Below are 26700 nucleotides of genomic sequence, written 5' to 3'. Positions count from 1 at the left end.
CCCCGGCCGGGTGACAGACACCTTGTCCGGGTGGCGGAATGGCAGACGCGCTAGCTTGAGGTGCTAGTGCCCTTTATCGGGCGTGGGGGTTCAAGTCCCCCCTCGGACACCAGCGAAAGACCCCAGTTCAACTGGGGTCTTTCTGTTTTCCCGGGCCCGGCGGCGTCAGGGCGCGCTGTGGAGTTCCGTGAGGGTCACGGTAGTGTCGAACCCGAGTACGGGGTCGGGGTCGCCGGACAGCAGGCTCTGGTAGAGGGGCCGGTAATGGGCGAGTTTCCGGGGAGTGCGGCCGTCGTTGCCGTGGGCGGCGAGGAGACTTGCTCCCTGGGCGGCGAAGCCGGTCATGGAGGTGTGGTCGAGCCAGACCTCCACGCCGGAACGGCCGAAGGCGAGGACGGTCTCCTTGCTGCTGGAGCCGGTGAGCCAGCTGCTGCGCAGGCGGGCTGTACCGGTCGTGCCACGGGAGCGGTGGGCGAACGTCGCCCAGGAACTCGCGCCTCCGTCCATGCGGCGATCACCCGAGACGAGTCCGGTCGGTTCGACGAAGCGCGAGAGCATGCTGAGCTGGTTGACGCCCGAGTCCATCCAGCTGGAGACGTAGGAGGCGAAGGCCTTCTCGCCCTTCGGCGCGTACGGGTCATGGAACGCCGAGGTGACGGTCGTGACCGGGCCCCACTCGGGGTGTTCGCCGATCAGCTCCACCGCCCAGTCCACTTCGGGTGAGAAGGCGAAATGGTGCGCGGTGAAGACACGGCGGCGCACATCCACGAAATCGTCCAGGGAGCGCAACCGAGATGAAGAGGTGAGATCGGCGACGAGAGGCTTCTCGACCAGGATCGAGGCCGAGGACGAGGTGAGGGCCTCGACGGTCAGTTCCGCGTGGGTGTTCGTGGGAGTGGCGATCACGACCAGATCGGGTTGGTGTGCTTCGAGGGCGTCCGAGAGACCGCGGTAGTGGGGTGGCTCCGCCCCCCGGAACGCGGGCGGTTGCTCGACATGCGGGTCCACGGTGAACTCCAGGGACACGTCGGACCGCTCGGCGAGGACGGCGAGATGCGTCTCCGCGATGGTCCCGAGCCCGACGAGGCCGACCTGTACGAGGTCACTCATGAAATCCCGCCCTCCTTGCGCTTCCCTGTCACCGGTCGGCCGTCACCCGGGCCCAGCGCCCCAGCGACGACTCGGGGCCGTCTACCCACTCGACGGGGGGATGGTGCCCGGCCGCGGCGTCGACGCCGTCGATCCATGACGTCACGATGGGCACCCAGTAGGTGTTGCCGCCTGACGTGCGTGTGCGTTCGTCGAGTTGAGAGCGGACCCGGCGGGCGCCGTCGTGGTCGCCGGAGAGGACGCCGAGAAGGATCGCGGCCACATCCGCCAGGTTGTGGCCGCCCGGATAGCCGATGTCGTTGGTGAGCCGACGGGTGTCGGCGACCGCACTCCATGCCGCGGCGTGATCGCCGGTCATCGCCGAGGCGACGGCCTCGGCGGAACGAATCTTGACGAGCTCGACCGAGTTGGGGATGACGTCCAAGAGTTCCCGCGCCTGGTCCGCCGCCTCGGACACCGTCGCTGTATTGCCGGACCAGCATGCAGTCTGGGCCAGATTGGTCAGAGCCTTCGCCTCGGCGGAGGCCAGCCCCTCGTCGCGTGCCACCGTGATCGCCTTTACGTAGGTTGCCGCGGCGTCGCCGAAGCGGGCGTTGACCCGCCAGATGTGCCCGATCAGCCGCAGCCTCTCGCCCTCGTCCGCCGCGTCACGGCCGCGCCGGCCCCTGAGGGTCTCGAGGGCGACGGCGAAGCGTCCGTTGAGGTAGTCGTAGTCGGAGAGCCAGTAACGGGCTGCGGCATCGAACTCGCCCCCCAGAAGGCCCCGGTAGATGTCCGCTGCGCCGTTGTAGTCACCCTCATTGCGCAGGGCGTGCGCGCGGTGGAGGCGTACCAGCTGCGCGGTCAGTCCGTCCGGGCTGAGGCCCGTGTCGGCCCTGCCCAGGACCGTGACCGCTTCCGAGGCATGGCCGGTCCGGCGGAGCAGGACACCCTGGATCGCGGTGCGGATGGCCCGATACTCGGGACCGCCCGCGGCATCGGCGGTGAGCCCGGCGCCGAGGTCCGTCCACTGACCGGCCTCCACCAGCCGTTGAGCGGCCCGCACCATCCAGTCGTCGAAGACTCCGTACGTGCCTGACAGCTTCAGGCCGGATTCGAGGGCCTGGGTCATCGCCGCGCGCCCGGCACGTTCCCCGAGACGTTCCCCGAGGTGCCGCAGAAGCCGGGCGGCGACCCGGCTGCGGTCGTGGTCCGACCAGCCGTCCGGCAGGGCCCGGTCGGCCTCGCTAATGGCGTGCCGCAAAGCCAGATGCAAGGCGTACGGCAGCTCGTAGGCGTCGTCGTGCGTGAGGAACGGGCGACGTAGGAAGCGCGCCACACAGCCGTCCGGAAGCGAGGGCTGGCCCGCCAGCAGCAGGTCGGCGTCGACCCGGTCGATGAGCGCCGCGGTGCGCACCAGGTCGCGTTCCTCGCGGGAGAGGTCCCTGATCGACCGGGTGGCCACGGCCGTGAAGGAACCACCGAAGTCGTCGACCGACGGCTGTCCGTCGCGTGCCAGCAGCTCGACGAAGTGCGAGACCGAGAGATCCAGATAGAGGGGCAGTCCCTGGCCTCCCGCGATGATGCGCTCGCGTACGTCGGCGGGCATCGCCGGTTCCTGGCTCCGGGTCACCGCCTCGCGGAGGTAGCTGTCGGCATCGGAGTCCGAGAGGTATCCGACGAGGTGCTGGCGTGGCTCGGCCGTGCTGTTACTGAAGTGCAGATTCGGCCAGCACTCGGGCCCGGTGAAGTCCAGCTCGCCGCTCGTGGCGCTGTCCGCCCAGTCGATGCGGTTCCGGCCGGTGATCACGAACAGCACGTTCGGCATCAGGAAGACGCAGCGTTGCACGAACCGTTCCACCGCGCGGTCGGTCCGGTCGCCGAGCGCCTCGAACGTGTCGAGGAAAACGCACACCCGCGGTCTGCGGTTCTGCCGTCCCCTGCGGGGCTGGCGCTCCAGGTCCCAGGCCAGCAGATAGGGGAAGTACGACAGGGTCTCGTAGTCGGCGTCCGCCTCGACGAGTTCGGCGAACAGCTCGCACTCGGAGAGCAGCCGCCCCTCGCGGACCCGCTCGCGGATGGCCCGGTAGGTGGCCAACGCCGCGTGGTGCGCGAGCCCGACCAGACCGCCCGCTCCGGAGGGGACCATCTGCCCGATGGTCGAGGCGATCTGTTCGTTCAGGCCGACGCTCCGCGAAGCACGCCGGATGGCCGGGGAGGCGTCCAGGAACTCCTGCAACGGCTCTCCGGGGTGGGCGCGGGCCCAGTAGGAGGCGAGTGCCAGGTCGAAGGCCGTCCAGCGGCTCCCCAACTGCCCCAGCCCCGCGCGCAGGCGCAGCAGCAGACCTTCGATGTCGCATGCGCCGTCCTCGGAGACGTCGATGCGCACGGACACCACGTCGTCCCGGTCTTCGGCGTCCGCCTCGGCGAGAAGTCGGCGCTCCAACTCCTGGGAGAGCGTCGTCTTCCCTATGCCGCCGACGCCGTAGAAGGTCAGGACATTGCGACGCCCCTGCAGGCGGTCGACGACCGGTGAGATCTCGGCCGCGTCCAGTGCCTCGTGCAGCCCGTCCAGTGATCGGCTGAACGCGGTCGTCTCGCTGACGCGGTTGGTGAACACCCGTTGGGCGGTGATGGCGGACACCGCCCCACCCATGAACGCGGTACGTAAGTTCACTCGTGCCATCTGATCTCCTCGGGCGGACATCGCTCGGGTCCGCGCCGGGCGACCGGCGAGGACCCATCCGTCAGGTGACCGTAGCGCGGTCACGCGTGGTCCGGAAACAGGGCGCGACCGACGCGAGACGCGTCGGTCGCCCGGTCCCGGTGGAGCCTGGCCGGAATTGTGGAACCGCCGCCCTCTTGTTATCGTCACTTCGACATTAACTAGAGGGGTGGGGACGTCATGGCTGTCGCGGATGTTCTTGGTGGCTGGATCGCGCCGTTGAATCATCAGTTGTTCCACCTGGGGCAGGACGCCGTCACCTGGGCCGAGCTGCTCGGGTTCGCCACCGGGGCGGTGTGCGTGTGGCTGTGCGTACGGGCGAGTGTGTGGAACTTCCCCGTGGGGATCGCCAACAACCTGTTCTTCCTGGTGCTGTTCTGGAGTGCCCGGCTGTACGCGGACGCCTCGCTCCAGGTCGTCTACCTGGTGCTCGCCGCCTACGGCTGGACGGTCTGGCTGCGGGGTGGGGAGCGGCGCTCCCGCCGGCGCATGGGGCACGCGTCCCGGTCCACCCTGTGGGTCCTGCTGGCCCTGCTGGTGCCGGTCACCTGGGGGCTGACCGTGCTGCTGGCCCGTGCGCACGACTCCGCGCCCTTCTGGGACGCCCTCACCACGGCACTCTCGCTGGCCGCGCAGTGGCTGCTCAATGCCAAGCAGATCGAGAACTGGTACTTCTGGATCGCCGCCGACCTCGTCTACATCCCGCTGTACTTCAGCAAGGGTCTGGACCTCACCGGCATCGTCTACGTGCTCTTCCTGGCGATGTGCGTGGCCGGCTGGCGTTCCTGGCGCCGCGAGCTCGCGACCGGTCCCGTGGCGGAAGCCGGCCGGACGGTGACCGCGTGAGCGCCCGCTTCGCCCACGGGCTGGTGATCGGCAAGTTCTACCCGCCGCACTCCGGCCACCACTTCCTGATCCGCTCCGCCGCCGACGCGTGCGACGCCGTCACGGTCGTCGTCATGGCGGCCGGGCAGGAGTCGATCCCGTTGGAGGAGCGCGTCGCCTGGATTCGCGAACACTGGGCCGACGACCCGCATGTCGCGGTCGTGGGTGTCGCGGACGATCTCCCGGTCGACTACGAGAGCGAGGCGGCCTGGGAAGGGCACGTCGCCCTGATGCGCCAGGCCCTCGCCCTGAGTCCGCACGCCCCCGCCGTCGACGCGGTGTTCAGCTCCGAGCCCTACGGCACCGAACTCGCCCGCCGCTTCGACGCCGCCCCCGTGCTGCTGGACCTCGGCCGGGGCACCTTCGCCGTCTCCGGTACGAAGGTCCGCGCGGACCCCGTCGCCCACTGGGCCGAGATCGAGCCGCCGGTCCGGGCCTGGCTGGCCCGCCGAGTCGTCGTGGTCGGCGCGGAGTCCACCGGTACGACCACCCTCTCCCGCGACCTCGCCACCGCCCTGCGCGGCCGGGGCGGCCCGCACGCGCTCACCCGCTGGGTGCCCGAGTACGGCCGCGAACTGACCGTCGCCAAGCTGGCCCGCGCCCGCGCGCTGGCGGCCCCCGACCTGCCTTTGCCGACCGTGGCGGACCTCGACTGGGACGACGCCGACTTCGAACTCGTCGCCCGCCGCCAGAACGGCACCGAGCAGCGGGCCGCCCGTACCAGCGGCCCGGTGCTGGTGTGCGACACCGACGCCCTGGCCACCACCGTCTGGCAGGAGCGCTACCGCGGCCGCACGACCGCCCCGGTCAAGGACCTCGCGCAGTCGATGCCCCCGCGTGCGCTCTACCTGCTCACCTCCGACAAGGACGTCCCCTTCGACGACGACGGCCTGCGTGACGGCGAGCACCTGCGGGGCTGGATGACCGACCGCTTCCGCGAGACCCTCACCGCCTCCGGCGTCCCCTGGCGGGAACTCCACGGCGACCGCCGGACCCGCCTCACCGCGGCCCTCGCAGCGGTGGACCGCCTCCTGGCCGACGGCTGGCAGCTGGCGGACCCACTGGGCTGAGCCGGGCCTGCTCAGGCGTGCGGCCAGACCGTCACGTCCGTCATGAGGAAGCCCACGTCGGGCATGGCCGTCGACTTGACCTGGACCACCAGGAGGGCGATGTTGCCCGCGCGGTCCCTGGCGCAGATCTCGCTCCCGGCCGCGACGGCGGCCAGTGGCAGGCTGTGGCTGGTGGCGTCCCGGACCTCGAACTTGCACGAGTCGTAGGTGGCGCCCGGCTTGGCGTAGCGCAGGAGGAGCACGCTGCTGCGGCTCTCCAGCGAGCACTTCTGCGCGCCGCAGGTGAAGCGGATGTCGCCTTTGCGGTCCTTCCGGACGTCCTGGTCTCCGAGGTCCAGGGAGTTCGTCGCGTCCAGGGACTGGAGCGGCTCGGCGATGGGCAGCGGCGTCGCGGGGGCGGTGGGGGAGGGGCGCGGCGGGGCTTCGACCGCGTCGCCCACGGAGCCGGAGCCGCTCCCGGGGCCGCTCACGGAGCCCGTGGCGCCCGCTCCCGTTCCCGACGCACCGCTGCCCAACCGCTGCGACCCCGCAGCCGTGGTCCCGTGCGACCCGACCGAGCCGAGCGCCGACCACGCCAGGCCCCCCAGCAGTGCCAGGGACGTGACGGCCGCGAGGGCGCCCGCGACCAGCGCCACACGCGCCCTGGCGGACATCGGCTCGGCGGGCGGGGGCGCGTAGGGCCAGTGCGTGGCGGTGGGCGGCAGCAGCCCGGTCGACGGGGCCAGGGGTGCCGGAACCGTCAGCTCCGACCCCCTGATCTCCCGCCAGGCGAACGATCCCGCGCCGCCGTCGGGGCCCTCCTGGTCCACGCGCTCCGCGCACCACTGGACGATGTCCGCCACGGTGGCCCGTTCCGTCGGATCGGCGGCCAGGCAGCGGGCGAACAACGGCCGCAACTCCTCCGGCAGCAGCGACAGATCGGGTGCGGAGTGGACGATCCGGTACAGCACGGCGGGCAACGGGCCGTCACCGTAGAGGGGTTCACCGAGCGCTGCGAAGGCCGCCGTCTGGCCGAGGGCGAAGACGTCCGTCGCCGGGGTGATCGTGGAGCCGGACGCCTGTTCGGGGGCCATGAACACGGGCGTGCCCATGGCGGCACCCGTGGCGGTGAACGACGTGGCGTCGGTGGCCTGGGAGACGCCGAAGTCGATGACGCGGGGGCCGTCGGTGGCCAGCAGCACGTTCGACGGCTTGAGGTCCCGGTGCACGATGCCGGCCTCGTGGATCGCCTGGAGCGCCTCGGCCACGCCCGCCATCAGCCGCAGCACGGCCGGGACCGGCAGCGGTCCGCGCTCGGCCACGGCGTCCGCCAGAGAGGGCCCCGGAACGTACAGCGTGGCGAGCCAGGGCGGTTCGGACTCCGGATCGGCGTCGATCAACTCCGCGGTGTACGCGCCCCGGACGCGGCGGGCCGCCGCGATCTCCCGGCGGAACCGGCGCCGGAAGGCGGGGTCGTCGGCCAGCTCCGACCGTACGACCTTGATCGCCACCGGCCGTCCGCCCCGCGTGTGCGACAGGTAGACCCGCCCCATCCCGCCCGCGCCGAGCCGCGCGGCCAGCCGGTATCCCCCCACCACCACCGGGTCGTCCGCCTGAAGCGGCGGGAACGCCTCGCCCGACGTGTCCATCGACTCTCCCTCGCCTTCGTCCCGGCCCCCGAAAGGCACTCTGGTGCGGGACAGTTGACGGGTGATCTTCTCAGAAGGCGAGACCCGCTCACTTACCCGTGCCGCATCCCTTGACGCACCCTCCTCCGGAGGATTAACTCACGTCCTAAATTAAGCCCTGATGAGCCGACGCGGTTTTCGGGGTTTCCCCTCTCCCGGAAAGGGACCGCTGGAGTCATGCGCAGCATCCGAGCCGCGGCCACAGGCGCCGTCGTCATGTCTCTCGCCCTCGCGGCAACGGCGTGCGGAGGAGGTACGGACAGTGGGGACGGAGCAGGCGGGTCGTCCAAGACGCTGACCTACTGGGCCTCCAACCAGGGCGCCAGCGTCGCCGTGGACAAGCAGGTGCTCCAGCCCGAGCTGGACAAGTTCGAGCAGCAGACCGGCGTCAAGGTCAAGGTCGAGGTCGTACCGTGGTCCGACCTGCTCAACCGCATCCTCACCGCCACCACCTCCGGCCAGGGCCCGGACGTGCTGAACATCGGCAACTCCTGGACCGCGTCCCTGCAGGCCACCGGTGCCCTGCTGCCGTGGGACGAGAAGAACTTCGCCAAGATCGGCGGGCGCGACCGCTTCGGTGACTCGGCCCTCGGCTCCACCGGCGTCGAGGGCAAGGACCCGGCCGGCGTCCCCCTGTACTCGATGTCGTACGCGCTCTACTACAACAAGAAGATCTTCGCCGACGCCGGCATAGCCAAGCCCCCGGCCACCTGGGACGAACTCGTCGCGGACGGTGCCAAGATCAGGGCCAAGGGTAAGTCGGTGCTCGGTGCCGAGGGCGCGAACGTCTCCGAGAACATCCACCACGTCTTCGTCTTCGCCAAGCAGCACGGCGCCGAGTTCTTCACCGCCGACGGCAAGCCCGACTTCACCAGCCCCAAGGCGGTCGACGCCGTCAAGCAGTACGTCGACCTCATGGCCAAGGACAAGGTGATCCCGCCGGGGAACGCCGAGTACGCCCAGAACCAGTCCGTCAGCGACTTCGCCAAGGGCAAGCAGGCCATGCTGCTGTGGCAGTCCGCCGACGCCAACCTCAAGTCCCAGGGGATGTCCGCGGACGCCTTCGGCGCGGCACCGGTACCCGTCCAGAGCGGCGCACCGGGGCAGGGCACCCAGGTGAACTCGATGGCCGGCGGCATCAACATCGCCGTCTTCAAGGACAGCCACAACCTCGACGGCGCCACCGAGTTCGTGAAGTTCATGACCAGCGACGCCGAGCAGAAGATCCTCAACAAGGCGTACAGCTCCATCCCGCCGGTCAAGGCCGCGCAGGGAGACCCCGCCTTCGACGGGCCGTCCACCGCCGTGCTGAAGGACACCCTCGCCAAGAGCGCCGCCCCGCTGCCGCAGGTCGCCACGGAGTCGCAGTTCGAGACCGCCGTCGGCACCGCGGTGAAGGACCTCTTCGCCGACGCCGCCGCCGGGCGCGCGATCACCACCGCCTCCGTCAAGGCCAAGCTGGAGAAGGCCCAGCAGCAGATGCCGGCGGCCTGACGTCCATGACCTCCACCGTTCTGAAGGAACCGGTGCGCGAGGACACCCCCGGTGCGGCGCGCGACCCGCGCCGCACCGGGCGGTCACGCCGCACCGCGCTCCCGTACCTGCTCCTGCTGCCCGCCCTGGTCTTCGAACTCCTCGTGCATCTGGTCCCGATGGTCATCGGCACCCTGATGAGCTTCAGGTCCATCACCCGCTTCACCCTGCGCGACTGGAGCAACGCCCCCTGGACCGGCCTGCGCAACTACCGCGTGGCCGTGGACTTCGACGCCCCGGCCGGCGAGGCGCTGCTGCGCTCCTTCGCCGTCACCGTCGGCTTCACCCTGCTCTCCGTCGCCCTGTGCTGGGCGCTCGGCACCGCCGCCGCCGTCTTCATGCAGGACACCTTCCGGGGCCGCGGCATCCTGCGCGCCCTGTTCCTGGTGCCGTACGCGCTGCCCGTCTACGCCGCCGTCATCACCTGGGTGTTCATGTTCCAGCACGACAACGGGCTGGTGAACCACGTCCTGCACGACCAGCTCCACGTCACCGACAAGCCGTCCTTCTGGCTCATCGGCGACAACAGCTTCTACGCCCTGCTCACCGTCTCGGTGTGGAAGGGCTGGCCGTTCGCCTTCCTCATCGTGATGGCCGGCCTGCAGAACATCCCGCGCGAACTCTACGAAGCGGCCGCCCTGGACGGCGCCGGCGTGTGGCAGCAGATCCGCCGCATCACCCTGCCGTCCCTGCGCCCGGTCAACCAGGTGCTGGTCCTGGTGCTGTTCCTGTGGACGTTCAACGACTTCAACACCCCCTACGTCCTGTTCGGCCGGGCGGCACCCGAGGCCGCCGACCTGATCTCCGTGCACATCTACCAGACCACCTTCCTCACCTGGGACTTCGGCACCGGCTCCGCCATGTCCGTCCTGCTGCTGCTCTTCCTGCTGGCCGTGACCGGCGGATACCTGCTGTTCACCTCACGCGGAAGGAGGGCCGGAAATGGCTGACTCGTCGCCCATGGCGCCGCCCCGCTCGTTCCTGTGGTCCCGCCGGATCTTCCTCACCCTGCTCACGAGCTTCGTCCTGCTGCCCGTCTATGTGATGGTCTCCAGCTCGCTCAAGCCGCTCGCCGACGTCACCGACACGTTCCGCTGGCTGCCGAGCCAGCTCACGATCCGGCCCTACATCGACATCTGGTCCACCGTGCCGCTCGCCCGGTACTTCGTGAACTCGCTGATCGTCGCCGGCTCGGCCACGATCTGCTCGGTCGTCATCGCCGTCTTCGCGGCCTACGCGGTCAGCCGCTACGACTTCCGGGGCAAGCGCGTCTTCACGGTCACCGTGCTGTCCACGCAGATGTTCCCCGGCATCCTCTTCCTGCTCCCGCTGTTCCTGATCTACATCAACATCGGCAACGCCACCGGGATCGCCCTGTTCGGCTCGCGCGCCGGGCTGATCCTGACCTATCTCACCTTCTCGCTGCCGTTCTCCATCTGGATGCTGATCGGGTACTTCGACTCGGTGCCGCGCGACCTCGACGAGGCGGCGCTGGTGGACGGCTGCGGCCCGCTCGGCGCGCTGTTCCGGGTGGTCGTGCCGGCCGCGGTGCCGGGCATCGTCGCCGTCGCCGTCTACGCCTTCATGACCGCGTGGGGAGAAGTCCTCTTCGCGTCCGTGATGACCAACGACACCACCCGCACCCTCGCCGTCGGACTCCAGGGCTACTCCACCCTCTACGACGTCTACTGGAACCAGATCATGGCCGCCTCGCTCGTGGTGAGCGTCCCCGTGGTCGCCGGGTTCCTGCTGCTCCAGCGCTATCTCGTCACCGGACTGACGGCGGGCGCCGTCAAGTGACCGACTCCCCGCACCTCGAAGGGACTTCCATGTCCGAGCCCATCGACCTCGCCGCCCTCCCGGACGACTTCCGCTGGGGAACGGCCACCTCGGCGTACCAGATCGAGGGCGCCGTCGCCGAGGACGGCCGCTCACCGTCGATCTGGGACACCTTCTCGCACACCCCCGGCAAGATCGACGGCGACGACAACGGCGACATCGCCTGCGACCACTACCACCGCTGGCGCGACGACCTCGGGCTGATGCGCCGACTGGGCGTGGACATGTACCGGCTGTCCGTCGCCTGGCCGCGGGTGATGCCCGGCGGCGACGGGCCGGTCAACGCCAAGGGGCTGGCGTTCTACGACGAGTTGACCGACGCCCTGCTGGAGGCGGGCATCACCCCCTCGGTCACCCTGTACCACTGGGACCTGCCGCAGGTGCTCCAGGACCGCGGCGGCTGGCCGGAGCGGGACACCGCCGAGCACTTCGCCGCGTACGCCTCGGCCGTCGCCGAACGGCTCGGTGACCGCGTCACCCACTGGGCCACCCTGAACGAACCCCTCTGCTCGGCCTGGATCGGCCACCTCGAAGGCAAGATGGCTCCCGGCCTCACCGACCTCACCGCGGCCGTACGCGCCTCCTACCACCTGCTCCTCGGCCACGGCCTCGCCACCCAGGCGATCCGCGCCGCCGCGCCCGGCGCCGAGGTCGGCATCGTCACCAACCTCTCGACCGTGCACGCCGCCACCGACCGCCCCGAGGACGTGGCCGCCGCGCACCGCCAGGACGGCCACGTCAACCGCTGGTGGCTCGACCCGGTGCACGGCCGCGGCTTCCCCGCCGACATGGTCGAGGTGTACGGCGTGGAACTGCCCGAGAAACCGGGCGACCTGGAGACCATCGCCGCCCCGCTGGACTGGCTGGGCCTGAACTACTACATGCCGGCCCACGTCGCCGACGACCCCGACGGGCCCGCTCCGTACACCCGCTCCGTGCGCCGGGAGGGCGTACCGCGTACCGGCATGGACTGGGAGATCGATGCGAGCGGCATCGAGACGCTGCTGCTGCGCCTCACCGAGGAGTACGGCGCCCGCAGGATCTACGTCACCGAGAACGGCTCGTCCTTCCCCGACCGGGTCGGTCCGGACGGCACCGTCGACGACCCCGAGCGCCGGGCCTACCTGGAGAGCCACCTCGCCGCCTGCGCCTCCGCAGCGGCCAAGGGCGCGCCGCTCGCCGGCTACTTCGCCTGGTCCCTGATGGACAACTTCGAGTGGGCGTACGGCTACGACAAGCGCTTCGGCCTCTTCCACGTCGACTACGCGACCCAGGCCCGCACCATCAAGGCCAGCGGACGCCGGTACGCGGAGATCATCGACACCCACCGCAAGCTCGGGCGCCGCGCGGCCTGAGCCCCCCGGCGGGCGCGCTCACCCCGCGCCCGCCCCCACCTTCCATGTGACACGCACCAGGCACCGCACTGTCCAGGCCCCGCACCGCCGACAGATCCTCCCGAGGAGAGCCGCATGCCGTCACGCACCCCCCGCACCCTGCTCACCGCCCTCGCCGCCCTCGCCCTGCTCACCGGGGCCACGGCCCTGACCGCCCCGGCCACCGCCGCACCGGCCGCCGCGGCCGCCGCCTGGGACACCGACCGCGCCGCCACCGCCTACGCCGCCAACCCCGCCGCCGTCACCGCCTCCGGCAGCGAGAACGCCGGGACCGCCGCCGCGCTCGCCTTCGACGGCAACGGCGCCACCCGCTGGTCCAGCAACTTCGCCGACGACGCCTGGATCCGCGTCGACCTCGGCAGCACCATCCGCGTCGACCGCGTGGTCCTCGACTGGGAGGCCGCGTACGGCAAGAGGTACGTGCTGGAGGTCTCCCGCAACGGCACCGACTGGACGCCGTTCTACACCGAGACCGCGGGCACCGGCGGCTCCGTCACCGCGCACACCTACCCGCAGGAGGTGACCGGCCGCTACGTCCGGATGCGCGGCCTCGAACGCGCCACGCCCTACGGCTACTCGCTCTACTCCTTCAAGGTCTACGGGGGCGAACCCGCGCCCGCCTCCACCACCCGCACCAACCTCGCGCTCAACCACCCGGCGTACTCCAACCTCTACCAGCACGCGGGGAACTCACCGGCGTTCGTCACCGACGGCGGCTGGCCCGCGGGCCTCAAGGGCGACAGCACCCGTTGGTCCAGCGACTGGACCGCCGACCGGTGGGTCTCCGTCGACCTCGGCGCGACCTCCACCATCTCCTCCGTCGACCTGTACTGGGAGTCCGCCTACGCCGTCGACTACCTGCTCCAAGTCTCCGACGACAACCGCACCTGGCGCACCGTGTACCAGCCGTCCGCCGCCGAGGTCTCGGCCCGCCGAGCCAACGTGCAGGCGCCCGGCGACGCGGCCGGACTGCACGACACGGTCGCCCTCCCGACACCGGCCACCGGCCGCTATGTCCGCATGCTGGGCAAGGAGCGCCGCTCCTTCTACAACCCGGCGCCCTCCACCGCGCAGTTCGGCTACTCCCTCTACGAGTTCCAGGTATGGGGCACCGGCGGCAGCGCCTCCGCGTCCTACCCGGCGCTGCCCGGCGAGCAGTCCGGCACCTACCAGACCACGTTCTTCGACGACTTCACCGGCACGGCCCTCGACCGCTCCAAGTGGCGCGTGGTGCGCACCGGTTCCGAGATGGGATCGGTCAACGGCGAGTCCCAGGCGTACGTCGACTCCACCGACAACATCCGTACCGAGAACGGGGAGTTGATCCTCCGGGCCAAGTACTGCAAGGGCTGCACCAAGGCGGGCGGCGGCACCTACGACTTCACCTCCGGCCGGATCGACACCAACACCAAGTTCGACTTCAGCTACGGCAAGGTCAGCGCCCGGATGAAGCTGCCGGTCGGCGACGGGTTCTGGCCCGCCTTCTGGCTGCTGGGCAGCAACGTGGACGACCCGTCCGTCTCCTGGCCCGCGTCCGGCGAGACCGACATCATGGAGAACATCGGCTACGGCGACTGGACCAGCTCCGCGCTGCACGGGCCCGGATACTCGGCGGACGGCAACATCGGCGCCCGCCAGACCTACCCGAACGGCGGCCGCGCCGACCAGTGGCACACGTACGCGGTGGAGTGGACACCGACCGCGATGCGGTTCTACGTCGACGACCGCCTCGTCCAGGAGACCACCCGCAACAAGCTGGAATCGACGCGCGGGCAGTGGGTGTTCGACCACAACCAGTACGTCATCCTCAACCTCGCGCTGGGCGGTGCCTACCCGGCCGGCTGGAACCAGGTCACCTCGCCGTACTGGGGGCTGCCGCAGTCCAGCGTGGACCGGATCGCCGGCGGGGGAGTGCAGGCGGAGGTGGACTGGGTGCGCGTGGAACAGAAGCGGTAGCCGGCCGACGGATACCCTTTCGGCGCAGGCCAGTTACGTGTCCCCGCGCCGGAGGAGTGTCCCGTGCAGATCGACACCAGCAAGCCCCATCCCGCCCGCGTCTACGACTGGCTGCTGGGCGGGAAGGACAACTACCCGGTCGACCAGCGGATAGGGGAGACGCTGCCGGAGCAGTCCCGGCGCAGCGCCGCCCGCAACCGGGAGTTCATGCACCGCGCCTCCGCATGGCTGGCGGCGCGGGGCATCGACCAGTTCCTGGACATCGGTACCGGCATCCCCACCGAGCCGAACCTGCACCAGATCGTCCAGGCGATCCGCCCGGAGTCCCGCGTCGTCTACGTCGACAACGACCCCATCGTGCTGCGCCACGCCGAGGCCCTCCTGGTCAGCACCCCGGAGGGCGCGACCGACTACGTCCACGCCGACGTACGGCACCCCGAGGCGATCCTCGCCCACGCCCGTGAACGCCTGGACTTCGACCGTCCCCTGGCCCTCTCCCTCATCGCCCTGATGCACTTCCTCCCCGACGCCGAGGACCCCTACGCCCTCACCCGCACCCTCCTGTCCGCCCTCCCCTCCGGCAGCTACCTCGTCCTCTCCCACGGCACCGCCGACCAGCACCCGGACCTCCGCCGGCAGGTGGAGGCGGCCTACAAGAAGGGCACGATCCCGCTCCGTATGCGCACCCGGGCGGAGGTGGAGCCGTTCTTCGAGGGCCTCGAACTGGTCGACCCGGGGCTCGTGTTCGCCACCGAGTGGTACCAGGAGGCTCCTGCGCCCGCGCAGGAGCGGAGCGGTTTCTACGTGGGGGTGGCGCGGGTTCCCTGAGGTCAGCGCACCGCGAGCTCGAGCTCCAGCAGTGCCGGCTGGGCGGGCGCGGCCTCCTGGGGGCGGGCCTCCGCGGTGACCGCCGTGGCCCGCCCGTGCCGCCACAGCCACGCCACGTCCCGTCCGAAGGACCACACCAGGGAGCCCAGGGCCGCCATGACCACAGTGAGTTCGGCTGGGTGCGGCAGCAGGGAGGAGCCGGCTATCAGGAGGGCTATGCCCTGGACGGCGGCGACCGTCTTGCGGGCGAAGGACGGGGGGAGGGGGGCGTTGAGCCAGGGGGCGAAGCGGGCGGCTGCCACGAAGGCGTAGCGCATCGCGCCGATGAGGAGGACCCAGGGGCCCAGGCGGGTGGAGACGTAGACGCTGAGGACCAGGATGAGGAAGGCGTCCACCTCCATGTCGAAGCGGGCGCCCAGCGCGCTGGAGGTGCCGGTGCGGCGGGCGACCTTGCCGTCGACGCCGTCCAGGATGAGGGCGACGGCGGTCAGGCCGACCAGGAGGGTGACCGGCGGAGCGCTCTGGAAGGAGTCCGCGACCAGCGCGGTGACCCCGCCGACCAGGGTGGCCCGGCCGAGGGTGACCCGGTTCGCCGGGCCGAAGGAGCGCAGCGCGGAGCGGTGCAGGGCGCGCGAGAGCACCGCCCAGGTGGCGAACGCGAAGGCGAGCCCCGACAGCCAGCCGGCCACCCCCATGCCGATGGCCGTGCCGAGCAGGGCGAGCAGCAGGATCTGTACGCCCGCTCCCACGGCCGTCTCCTGCTGGAGCCTCGCGTCATACGTGTTGTTCAGGGCCACCGCGCATCCTCCGGCCGAGTGACAGAGTCGATCAAGGCCGCGTACTGTGCGCGGCCTGTGCCCTTCTCGGTACGTGAGCAAGTTCCCGATCGTTCAGGAGGATGCCGATGAACCCCGCCGCCCGCGCGTTCTGGCTCAGCTCACCCGGCCACGGCGAGCTGCGCGACGTCACCCTCCCGGAGCCCGGTGCGGACGAGGTCCTCGTGCGCGCCCTGTACTCCGGGGTCAGCCGCGGCACCGAGACCCTGGTGTTCCGCGGCGGCGTTCCCGAGAGCCAACACGACGTGATGCGGGCGCCGTTCCAGGAGGGCGACTTCCCGGCCCCGGTGAAGTACGGCTATCTGAGCGTCGGCGTGGTCGAGCGGGGACCCGGTGAGCTGATCGGCCGTACGGTCTTCTGCCTCCACCCGCACCAGAGCCGTTACGTCGTTCCGGTGAGCGCCGTGACCGTCGTGCCCGACCGGGTGCCCGCCGCGCGGGCCGTGCTCGCCGGCACCGTGGAGACCGCCGTGAACGCCCTGTGGGACGCGGCCCCGCAGATCGGGGACCGGATCAGCGTGGTCGGCGGCGGCATGATCGGCTGCTCGGTCGCGGCCCTGCTCGCCCGCTTCCCCGGCATCCGGCTCCAGCTCGTCGACGCCGACCCGGCCCGCGCCGAGACTGCCAAGGCCCTCGGCGTCGACTTCGCCACTCCCGACGAGGCCGCCGGCGAGCGCGACCTCGTCCTCCACGCCAGCGCCACCGAGCAGGGCCTCACCCGCGCCCTGGAACTCCTCGCCCCCGAGGGGACCGTCGTGGAGCTCAGCTGGTACGGCGACCGGCGCGTCACCCTGCCGCTGGGGGAAGCCTTCCACTCCCGCCGGCTCACCCTCCGCGCCAGCCAGGTCGGCACCGTCTCCCCGGCCGCCCGCCCCGGCCGGGGCTACGCCGAGCGGATGACCCTTGCCCTGGACCTGCTCGCCGACCCGGCGCTGGACGCGCTCATCACCGGAGAGAGCGATTTCAGCGAACTCCCCGAGCTGATGCCCCGCCTGACGAGCGGCGAGATCCCCGCCCTGTGCCACCGCATCCGCTATCCCGACCCGGCCTGACCTGAGAAAAGAGTGAGAGAGGGCTGAACACGGGGAACCGAGGAACCGTATAACCCGGCAACCCCCGGCAGGGAACCTCGGGGGACCAGACGCGCCGCACCTGGAGGGTCGTCCGTTGTTCAGCATCACCGTCCGCGATCACATCATGATCGCCCACAGCTTCCGCGGCGACGTGTTCGGACCCGCGCAGCGCCTGCACGGCGCCACGTTCCTGGTGGACGCGACCTTCCGCCGTGAGCAGTTGGACGAGGACAACATCGTGGTCGACATCGGCCTCGCCACGCGCGAACTCGGGGCCATCACGGCCGAACTGAACTACCGCAACCTGGACGACGACCCCGAGTTCGCCGGGGTCAACACCTCCACCGAGTTCCTGGCGAAGGTCGTCGCCGACCGGCTCGCCGAGCGCATCGCCAAGGGGGCGCTCGGCGAGGGCGCGAAGGGCCTGTCCGCGCTCTCGGTGACCCTGCACGAGTCCCACATCGCCTGGGCGAGTTACGAGCGTGGCCTGTGAGCGACCTGACCGTGGACCGGGCCCGCCTCGCCTACGTGCCCGCACAGCCCCGCGCCACCAAGAAGACCGAGTACACCGAGAACTTCGGGATCATCCCCATGTCGCTGCGCACCGTGCACTTCGTCATGCCGGGCGGCGTCGACGACCCGGCCGCGCCCAGCGGCGGCAACGCCTACGACCGGCGGGTCTGCCTGGACCTGCCCGGCTTCGGCTGGCAGGTCGTCCGGCACGCCGCCCCCGGCGCCTGGCCCGACCCGGACGCCGACGCCCGCGAGGCGCTCGCCCGCACCCTCGCCCAGATGCCCGACGACACCGTGGTCCTGCTGGACGGCCTCGTCGCCTGCGGAGTACCCGAGATCGTCGTCCCCGAGGCCGAACGGCTCCGGATCGCCGTCCTCGTCCACCTCCCGCTCGGTGACGAGACCGGCCTGGACCCGGCCGTCGCCGCCGACCTCGACGCCCGCGAACGCGCCGTGCTGCGCGCGGTGCCCGCCACCATCGCCACCAGCGACTGGGCCGTACGCCGCCTGGTCGCCCACCACGGCCTCGCCCCCGACCGTGTCCACCTCGCCGCCCCCGGCGCCGACATCGCGCCGCTGGCGCCCGGCACCGACGGCGTCTCCCACCTGGTGTGCGTCGCCGCAGTCACCCCGCGCAAGGGCCAGCACCGCCTGGTCGAGGCCCTCGCGGCCGTACGGGACCTGCCCTGGACCTGCTCGCTGGTCGGCGGCCTCGGCACCGACCCCGAGTACGTCGACACCCTGCGCGCCCAGATCGAGCGGTACGGTCTCGCCGACCGGCTGCACCTGACCGGCCCCCGCACCGGCGCCGACCTCGACGCCAGCTACGCCGCCGCCGACCTCATGGTGCTCACCTCCTACGCCGAGACCTACGGCATGGCGGTCACCGAGGCCCTCGCCCGCGGCATCCCGGTCATCGCCACCGACGTGGGCGGACTGCCCGAGGCGGTCGGCCGCGCCCCCGACGGCGGCGTGCCCGGCATCCTCGTCCCGCCGGAGGACCCCGCCGCCATCGCCGCCGAACTGCGCGGCTGGTTCGGCGAGCCCGACGTGCGCCGCCGCCTCAAGGCCGCCGCGCGCGGCCGGCGCAGCGCGCTCGGCGGCTGGGCCGCCACCGCCCGCAGCCTCGCCGGGGTCCTCGGCAGGCTCCCCGGCGCCCCCAGGAGGGCCGCATGACCGACGCCACCACCGAGGAGGAACACCGGGTGAACGACGGCACCGAGCCCACCGGCACCTCCGACGTCATCGCCGGCGCCGGCCCCGTCGGCCGCCCCGGTGAGCGGGCCACCGTACGGCTGCGCGAGGGGGACGCCGACGACGGGCCCCGGTACGCGCCGGAGTGGCTCCAGCTCAGGGAGCCGGCCGACGCCGAGGCGCGGGCCCTCGGCCTGCTGGAGCCGCTGGGCAAGCGGCTGGCCGGACTCCCGCCGCGGGAGGGCGGGCTGGTCATCCACGACCTGGGCTGCGGCACCGGGTCGATGGGCCGCTGGCTGGCCGCCCGGCTGGAGGGCGCCCAGCACTGGGTGCTGCACGACCGGGACCCGTACCTGCTGCACTTCGCGGCCGTCGCCTCCCCGCGCGTCGCCGCCGACGGCGGCCGGGTCACCGTGGAGACCCGACGCGGCGACGTCGCCCGGCTCACCCCGGACGCGCTGGCCGGCGCCTCGCTGGTGACGGCGTCCGCGCTGCTGGACGTGCTCACCCGCCCCGAGATCGAGACGCTGGCCGCCGCCTGCGCGGGCGCGGGCAGCCCCGCCCTGCTCACCCTCTCGGTCGCCGGGCGCGTCGAGTTCGCGTCCCCCGACCCACTGGACGCCGACCTGGCCGAGGCGTTCAACGCCCACCAGCGCCGGGGCGGCCTGCTCGGCCCGGACGCGGTCACCGCGGCCAGCGAGGCGTTCGCCGGACACGGCGCGTCGGTGCGGGTGCACCCGAGCCCCTGGCGGCTCGGCCCGGAGCACGCGGCGCTCACCGCGCAGTGGCTGCGCGGCTGGGTCGGCGCGGCCGTCGAGGAGCGGCCCGCCCTGCGCACCCGCGCCGAGGACTACCTGCGCGACCGGCTGGCCGCGTGCGAGGCCGGCGAGCTGGAGGTCGTGGTGCACCACACCGACCTGCTGGCGGTGCCCCGGCCGGTGGAGGCGTGATGAACGGGCGGACGGGCGAGGCGCTCGCGGAGGCCCGCGACACCGGCCTTCCGGAGCCGTCGGAGCCCGCCCGGCCGCCCGGCGCCCCCGGGGGAGACGTCACTGCCCGGCGCACGCTGCGCACCCACGCCGGCACGGTCGTCGGCGTCGCCATCCTCGGCGTGCTGCTGTGGCGGCTGGGAACCGGGCCGCTGGTCGACGGGCTGCGCCGGATCGACACGGTCACCGTGCTCGCGGCCCTCGGGATCGGCGCCGTCACCACCGTGTTCAGCGCCTGGCGCTGGCAGCTGACCGCGCGCGGCCTCGGCATCCGGCTGCCACTCGGGGCCGCGGTCGCCGACTACTACCGGGCCCTGTTCCTCAACGCGGCGCTTCCCGGGGGCGTCCTCGGCGATGTGCACCGGGCGGTACGGCACGGGCAGAGCGCCGGGGACATCCGGCGCGCCGTCAAGGCGGTCGTGCTGGAGCGGGTCGCCGGGCAGCTGGCGCTCGCCGTCTGCGGTGCAGCGCTGCTGCTGACCCTGCCGTCCCCGGTCCGCGACGATCTGCGGACCGTCGCGGTGCCGGTGGCGCTCGCCGGGGCGGGCGCGCTCGCGGTCGTCGTCGCCGTCCGCATGAACCGGGCGCCCGGCCGGCGTACCGGCTCGCTGCCCGGAAGCGGGCTGCTGCGGGAGGCGCGGCAGGGGCTGCTGTCGCGGGAGGGCGGGCCGGGCATCGCGCTGTCCTCGGTGGCCGTCCTCGCCGGGCACCTCGGCATGTTCGTCGTCGCGGCCCGGATCGCGGGCAGCGGGGCGTCCGTCGCGGTGCTGCTGCCGCTCGCGGTGCTCGCCCTGGTCGCCATGGGACTGCCGCTCAACGTGGGCGGCTTCGGCCCCCGCGAGGGCGTCGCCGCCTGGGCGTTCGCCGCCGCCGGACTCGGCGCGAGCAGCGGCGTCGCCGTCGCCGTGGTGTACGGCGTGCTCAGCTTCGTCGCCGCGCTGCCCGGCGCCGCCGTCCTCGTGGCCCGCTGGGCCGGCGCCCTGCGCGGCTACCGGCGCGGCGCGGTGGGCGCCTCGGGCGAGGTCAGCAGCCGGAAGTACGGCTCGAAGTTCTCCACCAGCCCGGCCAGCAGGCCCTTCCCCTTCTCCGCCGAGGCGAGGGACGGGCGCCCGATGACGCCCGATTCGGTATAGGCGGACATTCCCGTGGTGAGCAGATGACGACGGTCGTCGGCGGTGAAATCGGCCGACTCATGGCCAGGGCGAAGGAATTCGGGATGAGCGTGCAGCAGGATGGACGCCTCGATCTCCCCGGCGTGCATGTCGGTGAGCAGCGAGGTCTCCACACCCGCCCGCTGCCGCGCCTCCTCCCAGTCCTCGGCCGCCGGGTACAGCGCCATCCGCTCGCCCCGGGCCGAAGCCTCCTGCACGACATTGCCCAGTACGTAGTTCCCGCCGTGCCCGTTGACCACCACGAGCGACTCCACGCCCGAGCGGCGCAGCGAGTCCGCGATGTCACGTACGACCGCGTGCAGGGTAACGGAGGAGATACTGACCGTCCCCGGCCAGGCCGCGTGTTCGTGCGAGCACGCGAGGGTCACCGGGGGAAGGAGGTGCACCGGATACGCGGCGGCGATCTCCCGCGCCACGGCGCAGGCCACCAGCGTGTCGGTCGCCAACGGGAGGTAGGGACCGTGCTGTTCGAAGCTCCCCACGGGAAGGACGGCGACCTGACGTGACACACCCGCCCCCCGCGCCCGTACGTCCTCGGTGGTGTCCGCGGGCATCACCCCGTAGGCCGCCGGTCGCGCGTCCGAACCACTCATGTTCCCCACGGCCTTTCGTCTCTGCTTAGGAATCAGATCATGACAGAAAACATCGGCGCCTTCGGCGGGAAGAACCCGCGTCGTTCGGGCACGGAACGCGTCGTGAACACCCCGCTGCCCACCGCGTACGGGCAGTTCCAGGCGATCGGCTATCTGGACCACGACCGGGGCGACGAGCAGGTCGCCCTGGTGCACGGTGACATCGGGGCCGAGAACGTGCTGGTGCGGCTGCACTCGGAGTGCCTCACCGGCGACGCCTTCGGCTCCCAGCACTGCGAGTGCGGCGAGCAGTTGGCGGCCGCGCTGCGCGCGGTGGTCGCCGAGGGCGCCGGTGTCGTCCTGTACCTGCGGGGTCACGAGGGCCGGGGCATCGGCCTGCTGGCCAAGCTGCGGGCGATGGCGCTCCAGGCGGAGGGGCTGGACACGGTCGAGGCCAACCTCGCGCTCGGTCTGCCGGTGGACGCCCGCGACTACCGGGTGGCGGCGGAGATGCTGCACGACCTGAAGGTGCGCTCGGTCCGACTGATGTCCAACAACCCGCGGAAGCGGGAGGCGTTGACCAAGTTCGGCATCGAGGTCGCCGAGCAGGTGCCGCTGCTGATCGAGCCGAGCGAGAACAACATCACGTATCTGCGCACCAAGCGCGAACGCCTGGACCACCACCTGCCCCACCTGGACGCGGTGGCCCACGGTTCCTGAACCCCACCTTCCCCCATGCGAGACGTCCGGCCGGGCTTTCCGGCCGGACGTCTCGTTTTCCGGCGGGGTTCAGCCCCTGACCGATGCGTGCACCAGGCGGCGCAGCTCGGGGAAGATCTTCAGGGTGCGGGGGCGTACCTGGGTCATGAACTGCACGGTCAGGTCGAGCGCCGGGGCCACCCAGAAGGCGGTGGTCGCCACACCGGTCCAGCCGAAGGTGCCCGGCGCGGAGGGGGCCAGGGTGCGGGCGGGGTCGGTGACGACGGAGACGTTGAAGCCGAAGCCCAGGCCGTCGTTGGCGCGCTCCTGGTGGGCGGGGGCGCCGAACTCGCGCAGCACGGCGTCGCCCGGGAGCTGGTTACGGGTCATCAGGGCGAGCGTGGCGGGGGAGAGCAGCCGGACGCCGTCGAGTTCGCCGCCCCGGCGCAGCAACTCCATGAAGCGGTGGTAGTCACCCGCGCTGGAGACGAGCCCCCCGCTCGCCGACAGGAAGCGGGGGCGCCCGCGCACCGGCAGCCCCGGTACCGGGGAGATGCCGCCGTCCTCGGTCTCGCCGTACAACTCGGCGAGCCGGGGCTCCTGTTCGGAGGAGAGGTGGAAGCCGGTGTCGGTCATGCCGAGCGGGCCGAGGACGCGCTCGGCGAAGAACGCGTCCAGCGGGCGGCCGGAGACGACCTCGATGAGGCGGCCCAGCACATTGGTGGCGACCGAGTAGTTCCACCGGGTGCCCGGCTCGAACTGGAGGGGCAGGGAGGCGTACACCGCGATGGTCTCGGCGAGGTCCGCGCCGGAGGGCACGGAGGACTCCAGCCCGGCCGCGCGGTAGAGGGCGTCCACCGGGTGGTCGTGGTAGAAGGCGAAGGTCAGGCCCGAGGTGTGGGTGAGCAGATGCCGGACGCGGATGGGGCCGGCGGCCGGGCGGGTGCGTACGTCGTCCCCCGAACCGCTCACGTACACGACGGGGTCGGCGAACTCGGGGAGGTACCGCTCGACCGGGTCGTCCAGGGTGAGCAGGCCCTCCTCGACCAGCATCAGCACCGCGACCGCCGTCACCGGCTTGGTCATGGAGTAGATCCGCCACAGGGTGTCGGTCTCCACCGGGAGCCCGGCCGCGAGGTCGCGGTGGCCGTAGGCGGTCAGATGGGCGACCCGGCCGCCACGGGCCACCGACACCAGGAAGCCGGGCAGCCGGCCCTCGTCCACGAGACCGGCCGCGTACTGGTCGAGGCGGTCCAGCGCCTTCGCGTCCAGCCCCACGTCCCGCGGGGCGACTTCCTGTCGAAGCTGTGCCATGGCTCTCCTCCGGTCCTGCCGGCCCCTGCGCTGCCGAGCCGGTCTCCACGCTCATCGTGGCCCATGATCACCGTCAGGCATCCCGTCCTCAGCCGATCTTGTGAACGACGCGACACGACTCGGCGCCCGCGCCGACGCCGCACAGTCGCGCACCGTGAGCGAGCGGAAGCCATGCGTAGCCACTCGCGCTTGGAGTCCGCTGCCGGTCCGGGAATGCCGGCCGAACCCCCACCCGTTGACGTGGATATGACTCAGGACACGACGCAGGACGCGCTGCTGGCGCTGCTTTCCGAGGGGCACGGCGGGGTGCTGGTCACGCTGAAGCGGGACGGGCGGCCCCAGATGTCGAACGTCGTCCACGCCTACGACCCGGACGAGCGGGTCGTCCGCGTCTCGGTCACCGACGACCGCGCCAAGACCCGCAACCTGCGCCGCGACCCGCGCGCGTCGTACTACGTCACCAGTGAGGACCGCTGGGCGTACACCGTCGCCGAGGGCACGGCCGAGCTGAGCCCGGTCGCCGCCGACCCGCACGACGAGACGGTGGAGGAGCTGGTGCGGCTCTACCGCGAGGTGCTGGGCGAGCACGACGACTGGGACGACTACCGCGCGTCCATGGTCCGCGACAAGCGCCTGGTGGTCCGGCTGCACGTGGACCGGGCGTACGGCGTGCCGAAGCGCTAGCGGGTGAGATAGGCCAGCACCATGTCGGCGAGCATCGTGCGGTAGTGCTCTCGGCGGGCGGGGGCGGCCAGGTCGCGGTCGAAGAGGGCGCCGAAGGTGTGGCGGCCGGCGACCCGGTAGAAGCAGAAGGCGCTGATCATCGCGTGCAGGTCGACCGCGTCCACGTCGGCCTTGAACGCTCCCTGCTCCCGCCCGGCGTCCAGCACGCGGCGGAGCGCGTCCAGGCCGGGGGAGTCGATACGGCCGAAGCGGCGTGCGGCCGCGAGGTGTTCGCCGCCGTGGATGTTCTCGATGCCGACCAGACGGACCAGGTCCGGGTGGCGTTCGTGGTGGTCGAAGGTGACCTCGGCCAGGCGGCGGACGGCGGCGGCCGGGTCCAGGTGCTCCAGGTCCAGCAGCTCCTCCACCTCGTGCAGCGCGCCGTAGGCCCGCTCCAGCACGGCCGAGAAGAGCTGCTTCTTGCCGCCGAAGTAGTAGTAGATCATCCGCTTGGTGGTGCGGGTGCGGGCGGCTATCTCCTCCACGCGGGCGCCGTCGTACCCGGCGCGGGCGAACTCGCGGGTCGCCGCGTCGAGGATGTCGGACCGGGTGCGGGCGGCGTCCGGTAACCGCCGCGCGGGGTTCACCGGTTCGTCGACGCTGCTCATCGCGTTCCTTCCGGCCATGGGGCGGGGCTCGTACCGGTCTGCCGGTGATTGTAGGAGCCCGGCCGGCCGGACGTGCAGACGGCCCGGAGCGGCCGACAGGTCGCTCCGGGCCGTCCCGCGCCTAGGGCAGCCGGTTCCACTCCGCGATCACGGGGCGGCCGTGCTCGGTGGAGAGGCGGCTCACCGTGCCGGTGGCCAGCTGGAACAGTCGTCCCTCGCTGGGTGGCAGACCCAGCCTGCGGGCCGTCAGCACCCGCAGCACATGGCCGTGCGCGACGAGCAGTACGTCACCGTTGTCCGCGTCCAGCGCCTTCTCCACCCGGACCAGCACCCGGTCGACGCGCGCGCCGATCTGCTCGGGCGACTCGCCGGGATGCCCCTCGGGGCCGGGCACCGCCCCGTCGGTCCACAGGTCCCAGTCGGGCCGGGTGCGGTGGATGTCGACGGTGGTGATGCCCTCGTAGCCGCCGTAGTCCCACTCGCGCAGGTCGGGCTCGGCCTCGGCGCCGGTCACGCCCGCCAGCTCGGCGGTGCGCCGGGCCCGGCCGAGCGGGCTGGTCAGGGTGAGTGCGAAGCCCCGGCCGGCGAGGAGCGGGGTCAGTGAACGCGCCTGCTCCTCGCCGTGCTCGGTGAGGGACAGATCGGTCCAGCTGGTGTGCTGGCCCGACCTGCTCCACTCCGTCTCGCCGTGGCGGACCAGCAGGAGGTCCCCCACGGCGGGTCAGCCCTTCTTCTCGACGGCGTGGCCGCCGAACTGGTTGCGCAGCGCGGCGATCATCTTCATCTGCGGCGAGTCGTCCTGCCGCGAGGCGAACCGCGCGAACAGCGACGCGGTGATGGCCGGCAGCGGCACCGCGTTGTCGATGGCGGCCTCGACGGTCCACCGGCCCTCGCCGGAGTCCTCGGCGTAGCCGCGCAGCTCGTCCAGGTGCTCGTCGTCGTCCAGGGCGTTGACCGCGAGGTCGAGCAGCCAGGAGCGGATGACCGTGCCCTCCTGCCAGGAGCGGAAGATCTCGCGGACGTTGTCCACCGAGTTCGCCTTCTCCAGCAGCTCCCAGCCCTCGGCGTACGCCTGCATCATGGCGTACTCGATGCCGTTGTGGACCATCTTCGAGAAGTGCCCGGCGCCGACGCGGCCCGCGTGGACGTAACCGTAGGGCCCGTCGGGCTTGAGGGCGTCGAAGATGGGCTGGAGGCGGTCGACGTTCTCCTTGTCGCCGCCGACCATCAGGGCGTAGCCGTTCTCCAGGCCCCAGACGCCGCCGGAGACGCCCGCGTCCACGAAGCCGATGCCCTTGATGGCCAGCTCGGCGGCGTGCTTCTCGTCGTCCGTCCAGCGGGAGTTGCCGCCGTCCACGACGACGTCGCCGGGGGAGAGCAGGTCCTTCAGCTCGTCGATGACCACCTGGGTGGCGGTGCCGGCCGGGACCATGACCCAGATGGTGCGCGGCGCGTCGAGCTTCTCGACCAGTTCGGCGAGGTCCTTGGCGTCGGTCAGTTCCGGATTGCGGTCGTAGCCGATGACCTGGTGGCCCGCGCGGCGGATGCGCTCGCGCATGTTGCCGCCCATCTTGCCGAGGCCGATGAGTCCGAGCTGCATGTCAGTTCACTTCCTTGAGGGAGCGGTAGGCGGCGACGAGGGCCGTGGTGGAGGGGTCGAGGCCGGGCACGTCGGCGCCTTCGGTGAGGGCGGGTTCGATGCGCTTGGCGAGGACCTTGCCCAGCTCGACGCCCCACTGGTCGAAGGAGTCGATGTTCCAGACCGCGCCCTGCACGAACACCTTGTGCTCGTAGAGGGCGATGAGCTGGCCGAGCACGGAGGGAGTGAGCTCGGGGGCCAGGATCGTGGTGGTGGGGTGGTTGCCGCGGAAGGTGCGGTGGGCCACCTGAGCCTCGGCGACACCCTCTTCGCGGACCTCTTGCTCCGTCTTGCCGAAGGCGAGGGCCTGGGTCTGGGCGAAGAAGTTGGCCATCAGCAGGTCGTGCTGGGCCTTGAGCTCCTCGCTCAGCTCGTCCACGGG

The 26700-nt window shown here is 71.8% G+C and carries 23 protein-coding genes, 1 tRNA gene and 2 pseudogenes; 16 read left to right on the top strand and 10 right to left on the bottom strand.

Going from position 1 to position 26700, the window contains the following annotated elements; genetic code table 11:
• Nucleotides 1-24 precede the first annotated feature (24 nt).
• Nucleotides 25-112 (top strand) — tRNA-Leu (locus tag EV284_RS21205).
• A 53-nt stretch (nucleotides 113-165) separates the two neighbouring features.
• Here EV284_RS21205 and EV284_RS21200 read toward each other — a convergent pair.
• Both EV284_RS21200 and EV284_RS21195 read right to left on the bottom strand, forming a co-directional pair.
• A complete protein-coding gene (locus tag EV284_RS21200) occupies nucleotides 166-1110 on the bottom strand; it encodes a Gfo/Idh/MocA family oxidoreductase (RefSeq protein WP_130336595.1) in 945 nt (314 codons plus the stop codon).
• Nucleotides 1111-1138: 28 nt separating this feature from the next.
• Nucleotides 1139-3775 carry a hypothetical protein gene (locus tag EV284_RS21195; RefSeq protein WP_130336593.1) on the bottom strand — a complete coding sequence of 879 codons (2637 nt, stop codon included), beginning with the start codon at nucleotides 3773-3775 and terminating at the stop codon, nucleotides 1139-1141.
• 219 nt (nucleotides 3776-3994) lie between these two features.
• On the opposite strand from EV284_RS21195, the gene pnuC reads away from it, so the two are divergent.
• Both pnuC and EV284_RS21185 read left to right on the top strand, forming a co-directional pair.
• Nucleotides 3995-4660 (top strand): nicotinamide riboside transporter PnuC, encoded by a 666-nt coding sequence (gene pnuC / locus EV284_RS21190; protein ID WP_130336591.1) that lies wholly within the window; start codon nucleotides 3995-3997, stop codon nucleotides 4658-4660.
• Nucleotides 4657-5769 (top strand): AAA family ATPase, encoded by a 1113-nt coding sequence (locus tag EV284_RS21185; RefSeq protein ID WP_130336589.1) that lies wholly within the window; start codon nucleotides 4657-4659, stop codon nucleotides 5767-5769. Before pnuC ends, EV284_RS21185 begins: the two co-directional genes overlap by 4 nt.
• An 11-nt stretch (nucleotides 5770-5780) precedes the next feature.
• Here EV284_RS21185 and EV284_RS21180 read toward each other — a convergent pair whose 3' ends face one another.
• Nucleotides 5781-7397: a serine/threonine-protein kinase gene (locus tag EV284_RS21180; protein WP_130336587.1), complete on the bottom strand. Its 1617-nt coding sequence runs from the start codon at nucleotides 7395-7397 to the stop codon at nucleotides 5781-5783.
• Between the two features lie 216 nt (nucleotides 7398-7613).
• Here EV284_RS21180 and EV284_RS21175 point away from each other — a divergent pair, with 216 nt between their 5' ends.
• From EV284_RS21175 to EV284_RS21150, 6 genes are all read left to right on the top strand, one after another.
• Nucleotides 7614-8930 carry a sugar ABC transporter substrate-binding protein gene (locus EV284_RS21175; protein WP_130336585.1) on the top strand — a complete coding sequence of 439 codons (1317 nt, stop codon included), beginning with the start codon at nucleotides 7614-7616 and terminating at the stop codon, nucleotides 8928-8930.
• A 5-nt stretch (nucleotides 8931-8935) separates the two neighbouring features.
• The gene (locus tag EV284_RS21170; RefSeq protein ID WP_130336583.1) at nucleotides 8936-9919 is read left to right on the top strand and encodes a sugar ABC transporter permease; all 984 of its coding nucleotides are present in this window, start codon (nucleotides 8936-8938) and stop codon (nucleotides 9917-9919) included.
• A 10-nt stretch (nucleotides 9920-9929) separates the two neighbouring features.
• Nucleotides 9930-10769 carry a carbohydrate ABC transporter permease gene (locus tag EV284_RS21165; RefSeq protein WP_130337434.1) on the top strand — a complete coding sequence of 280 codons (840 nt, stop codon included), beginning with the start codon at nucleotides 9930-9932 and terminating at the stop codon, nucleotides 10767-10769.
• A gap of 29 nt (nucleotides 10770-10798) precedes the next feature.
• Complete coding sequence (locus tag EV284_RS21160; protein WP_130336581.1) at nucleotides 10799-12163, top strand: GH1 family beta-glucosidase; 1365 nt, start codon at nucleotides 10799-10801, stop codon at nucleotides 12161-12163.
• A 114-nt stretch (nucleotides 12164-12277) separates the two neighbouring features.
• A complete protein-coding gene (locus EV284_RS21155) occupies nucleotides 12278-14158 on the top strand; it encodes a discoidin domain-containing protein (protein ID WP_130336579.1) in 1881 nt (626 codons plus the stop codon).
• 63 nt (nucleotides 14159-14221) lie between these two features.
• Nucleotides 14222-14986, top strand: a complete 765-nt coding sequence (locus EV284_RS21150) for an SAM-dependent methyltransferase (protein WP_130336577.1) — start codon at nucleotides 14222-14224, stop codon at nucleotides 14984-14986.
• A gap of 2 nt (nucleotides 14987-14988) precedes the next feature.
• Here EV284_RS21150 and EV284_RS21145 read toward each other — a convergent pair whose 3' ends face one another.
• On the bottom strand, nucleotides 14989-15783 hold the full coding sequence (locus EV284_RS21145; protein WP_130336575.1) for a CDP-alcohol phosphatidyltransferase family protein: 795 nt from the start codon (nucleotides 15781-15783) through the stop codon (nucleotides 14989-14991).
• Between the two features lie 107 nt (nucleotides 15784-15890).
• On the opposite strand from EV284_RS21145, the gene EV284_RS21140 reads away from it, so the two are divergent.
• The 5 genes and pseudogenes from EV284_RS21140 to EV284_RS33400 form a co-directional block, all read left to right on the top strand.
• The gene (locus tag EV284_RS21140) at nucleotides 15891-16874 is read left to right on the top strand and encodes a zinc-binding alcohol dehydrogenase (RefSeq protein ID WP_130336573.1); all 984 of its coding nucleotides are present in this window, start codon (nucleotides 15891-15893) and stop codon (nucleotides 16872-16874) included.
• Nucleotides 16875-16989: 115 nt separating this feature from the next.
• On the top strand, nucleotides 16990-17388 hold the full coding sequence (locus EV284_RS21135; protein ID WP_030809323.1) for a 6-carboxytetrahydropterin synthase: 399 nt from the start codon (nucleotides 16990-16992) through the stop codon (nucleotides 17386-17388).
• Nucleotides 17385-18584, top strand: a complete 1200-nt coding sequence (locus tag EV284_RS21130) for a glycosyltransferase family 4 protein (protein ID WP_130336571.1) — start codon at nucleotides 17385-17387, stop codon at nucleotides 18582-18584. The genes EV284_RS21135 and EV284_RS21130 overlap by 4 nt, the downstream gene beginning before the upstream one ends.
• Entirely contained in the window at nucleotides 18581-19552 is a 972-nt protein-coding gene (locus EV284_RS21125) for a class I SAM-dependent methyltransferase (protein ID WP_130336569.1), read from the top strand. Before EV284_RS21130 ends, EV284_RS21125 begins: the two co-directional genes overlap by 4 nt.
• A pseudogene (locus EV284_RS33400) lies at nucleotides 19552-20526 on the top strand (lysylphosphatidylglycerol synthase transmembrane domain-containing protein); the annotation flags it as partial. The gene EV284_RS21125 and the pseudogene EV284_RS33400, both read left to right, overlap by 1 nt.
• A 53-nt stretch (nucleotides 20527-20579) precedes the next feature.
• On the opposite strand, the gene EV284_RS21115 reads toward EV284_RS33400, so the two are convergent.
• Entirely contained in the window at nucleotides 20580-21356 is a 777-nt protein-coding gene (locus EV284_RS21115) for a creatininase family protein (RefSeq protein WP_130336565.1), read from the bottom strand.
• Between the two features lie 39 nt (nucleotides 21357-21395).
• Between EV284_RS21115 and ribA the strand changes: the two genes are divergently transcribed.
• Nucleotides 21396-22055 carry a GTP cyclohydrolase II gene (ribA, locus tag EV284_RS21110; RefSeq protein WP_130336563.1) on the top strand — a complete coding sequence of 220 codons (660 nt, stop codon included), beginning with the start codon at nucleotides 21396-21398 and terminating at the stop codon, nucleotides 22053-22055.
• Nucleotides 22056-22124: 69 nt separating this feature from the next.
• Here ribA and EV284_RS21105 read toward each other — a convergent pair whose 3' ends face one another.
• Entirely contained in the window at nucleotides 22125-23348 is a 1224-nt protein-coding gene (locus EV284_RS21105) for a serine hydrolase domain-containing protein (protein ID WP_130336561.1), read from the bottom strand.
• Between the two features lie 246 nt (nucleotides 23349-23594).
• Between EV284_RS21105 and EV284_RS21100 the strand changes: the two genes are divergently transcribed.
• Entirely contained in the window at nucleotides 23595-24032 is a 438-nt protein-coding gene (locus EV284_RS21100; protein WP_130336559.1) for a PPOX class F420-dependent oxidoreductase, read from the top strand.
• Here the strand turns inward: EV284_RS21100 and EV284_RS21095 are convergent.
• The 4 genes and pseudogenes from EV284_RS21095 to EV284_RS21080 all read right to left on the bottom strand — a co-directional run.
• On the bottom strand, nucleotides 24029-24679 hold the full coding sequence (locus EV284_RS21095; protein ID WP_130336557.1) for a TetR/AcrR family transcriptional regulator: 651 nt from the start codon (nucleotides 24677-24679) through the stop codon (nucleotides 24029-24031). The genes EV284_RS21100 and EV284_RS21095 overlap by 4 nt on opposite strands.
• Before the next feature lie 121 nt (nucleotides 24680-24800).
• On the bottom strand, nucleotides 24801-25394 hold the full coding sequence (locus tag EV284_RS21090; protein WP_130336555.1) for a histidine phosphatase family protein: 594 nt from the start codon (nucleotides 25392-25394) through the stop codon (nucleotides 24801-24803).
• Between the two features lie 6 nt (nucleotides 25395-25400).
• Nucleotides 25401-26279: a phosphogluconate dehydrogenase (NAD(+)-dependent, decarboxylating) gene (gnd, locus tag EV284_RS21085; protein ID WP_130336553.1), complete on the bottom strand. Its 879-nt coding sequence runs from the start codon at nucleotides 26277-26279 to the stop codon at nucleotides 25401-25403.
• 1 nt (nucleotide 26280) lies between these two features.
• Nucleotides 26281-26700: pseudogene (locus EV284_RS21080) on the bottom strand (glucose-6-phosphate isomerase); the annotation flags it as partial.

The sequence above is a fragment of the Streptomyces sp. BK022 genome, assembly GCF_004217355.1.
GTDB classification, from domain to species: Bacteria; Actinomycetota; Actinomycetes; order Streptomycetales; family Streptomycetaceae; genus Streptomyces; species Streptomyces griseoluteus.
The sequence above is the reverse complement of the archived record's forward strand: the minus strand, read 5'-3'. Positions and strand labels throughout refer to the sequence as shown.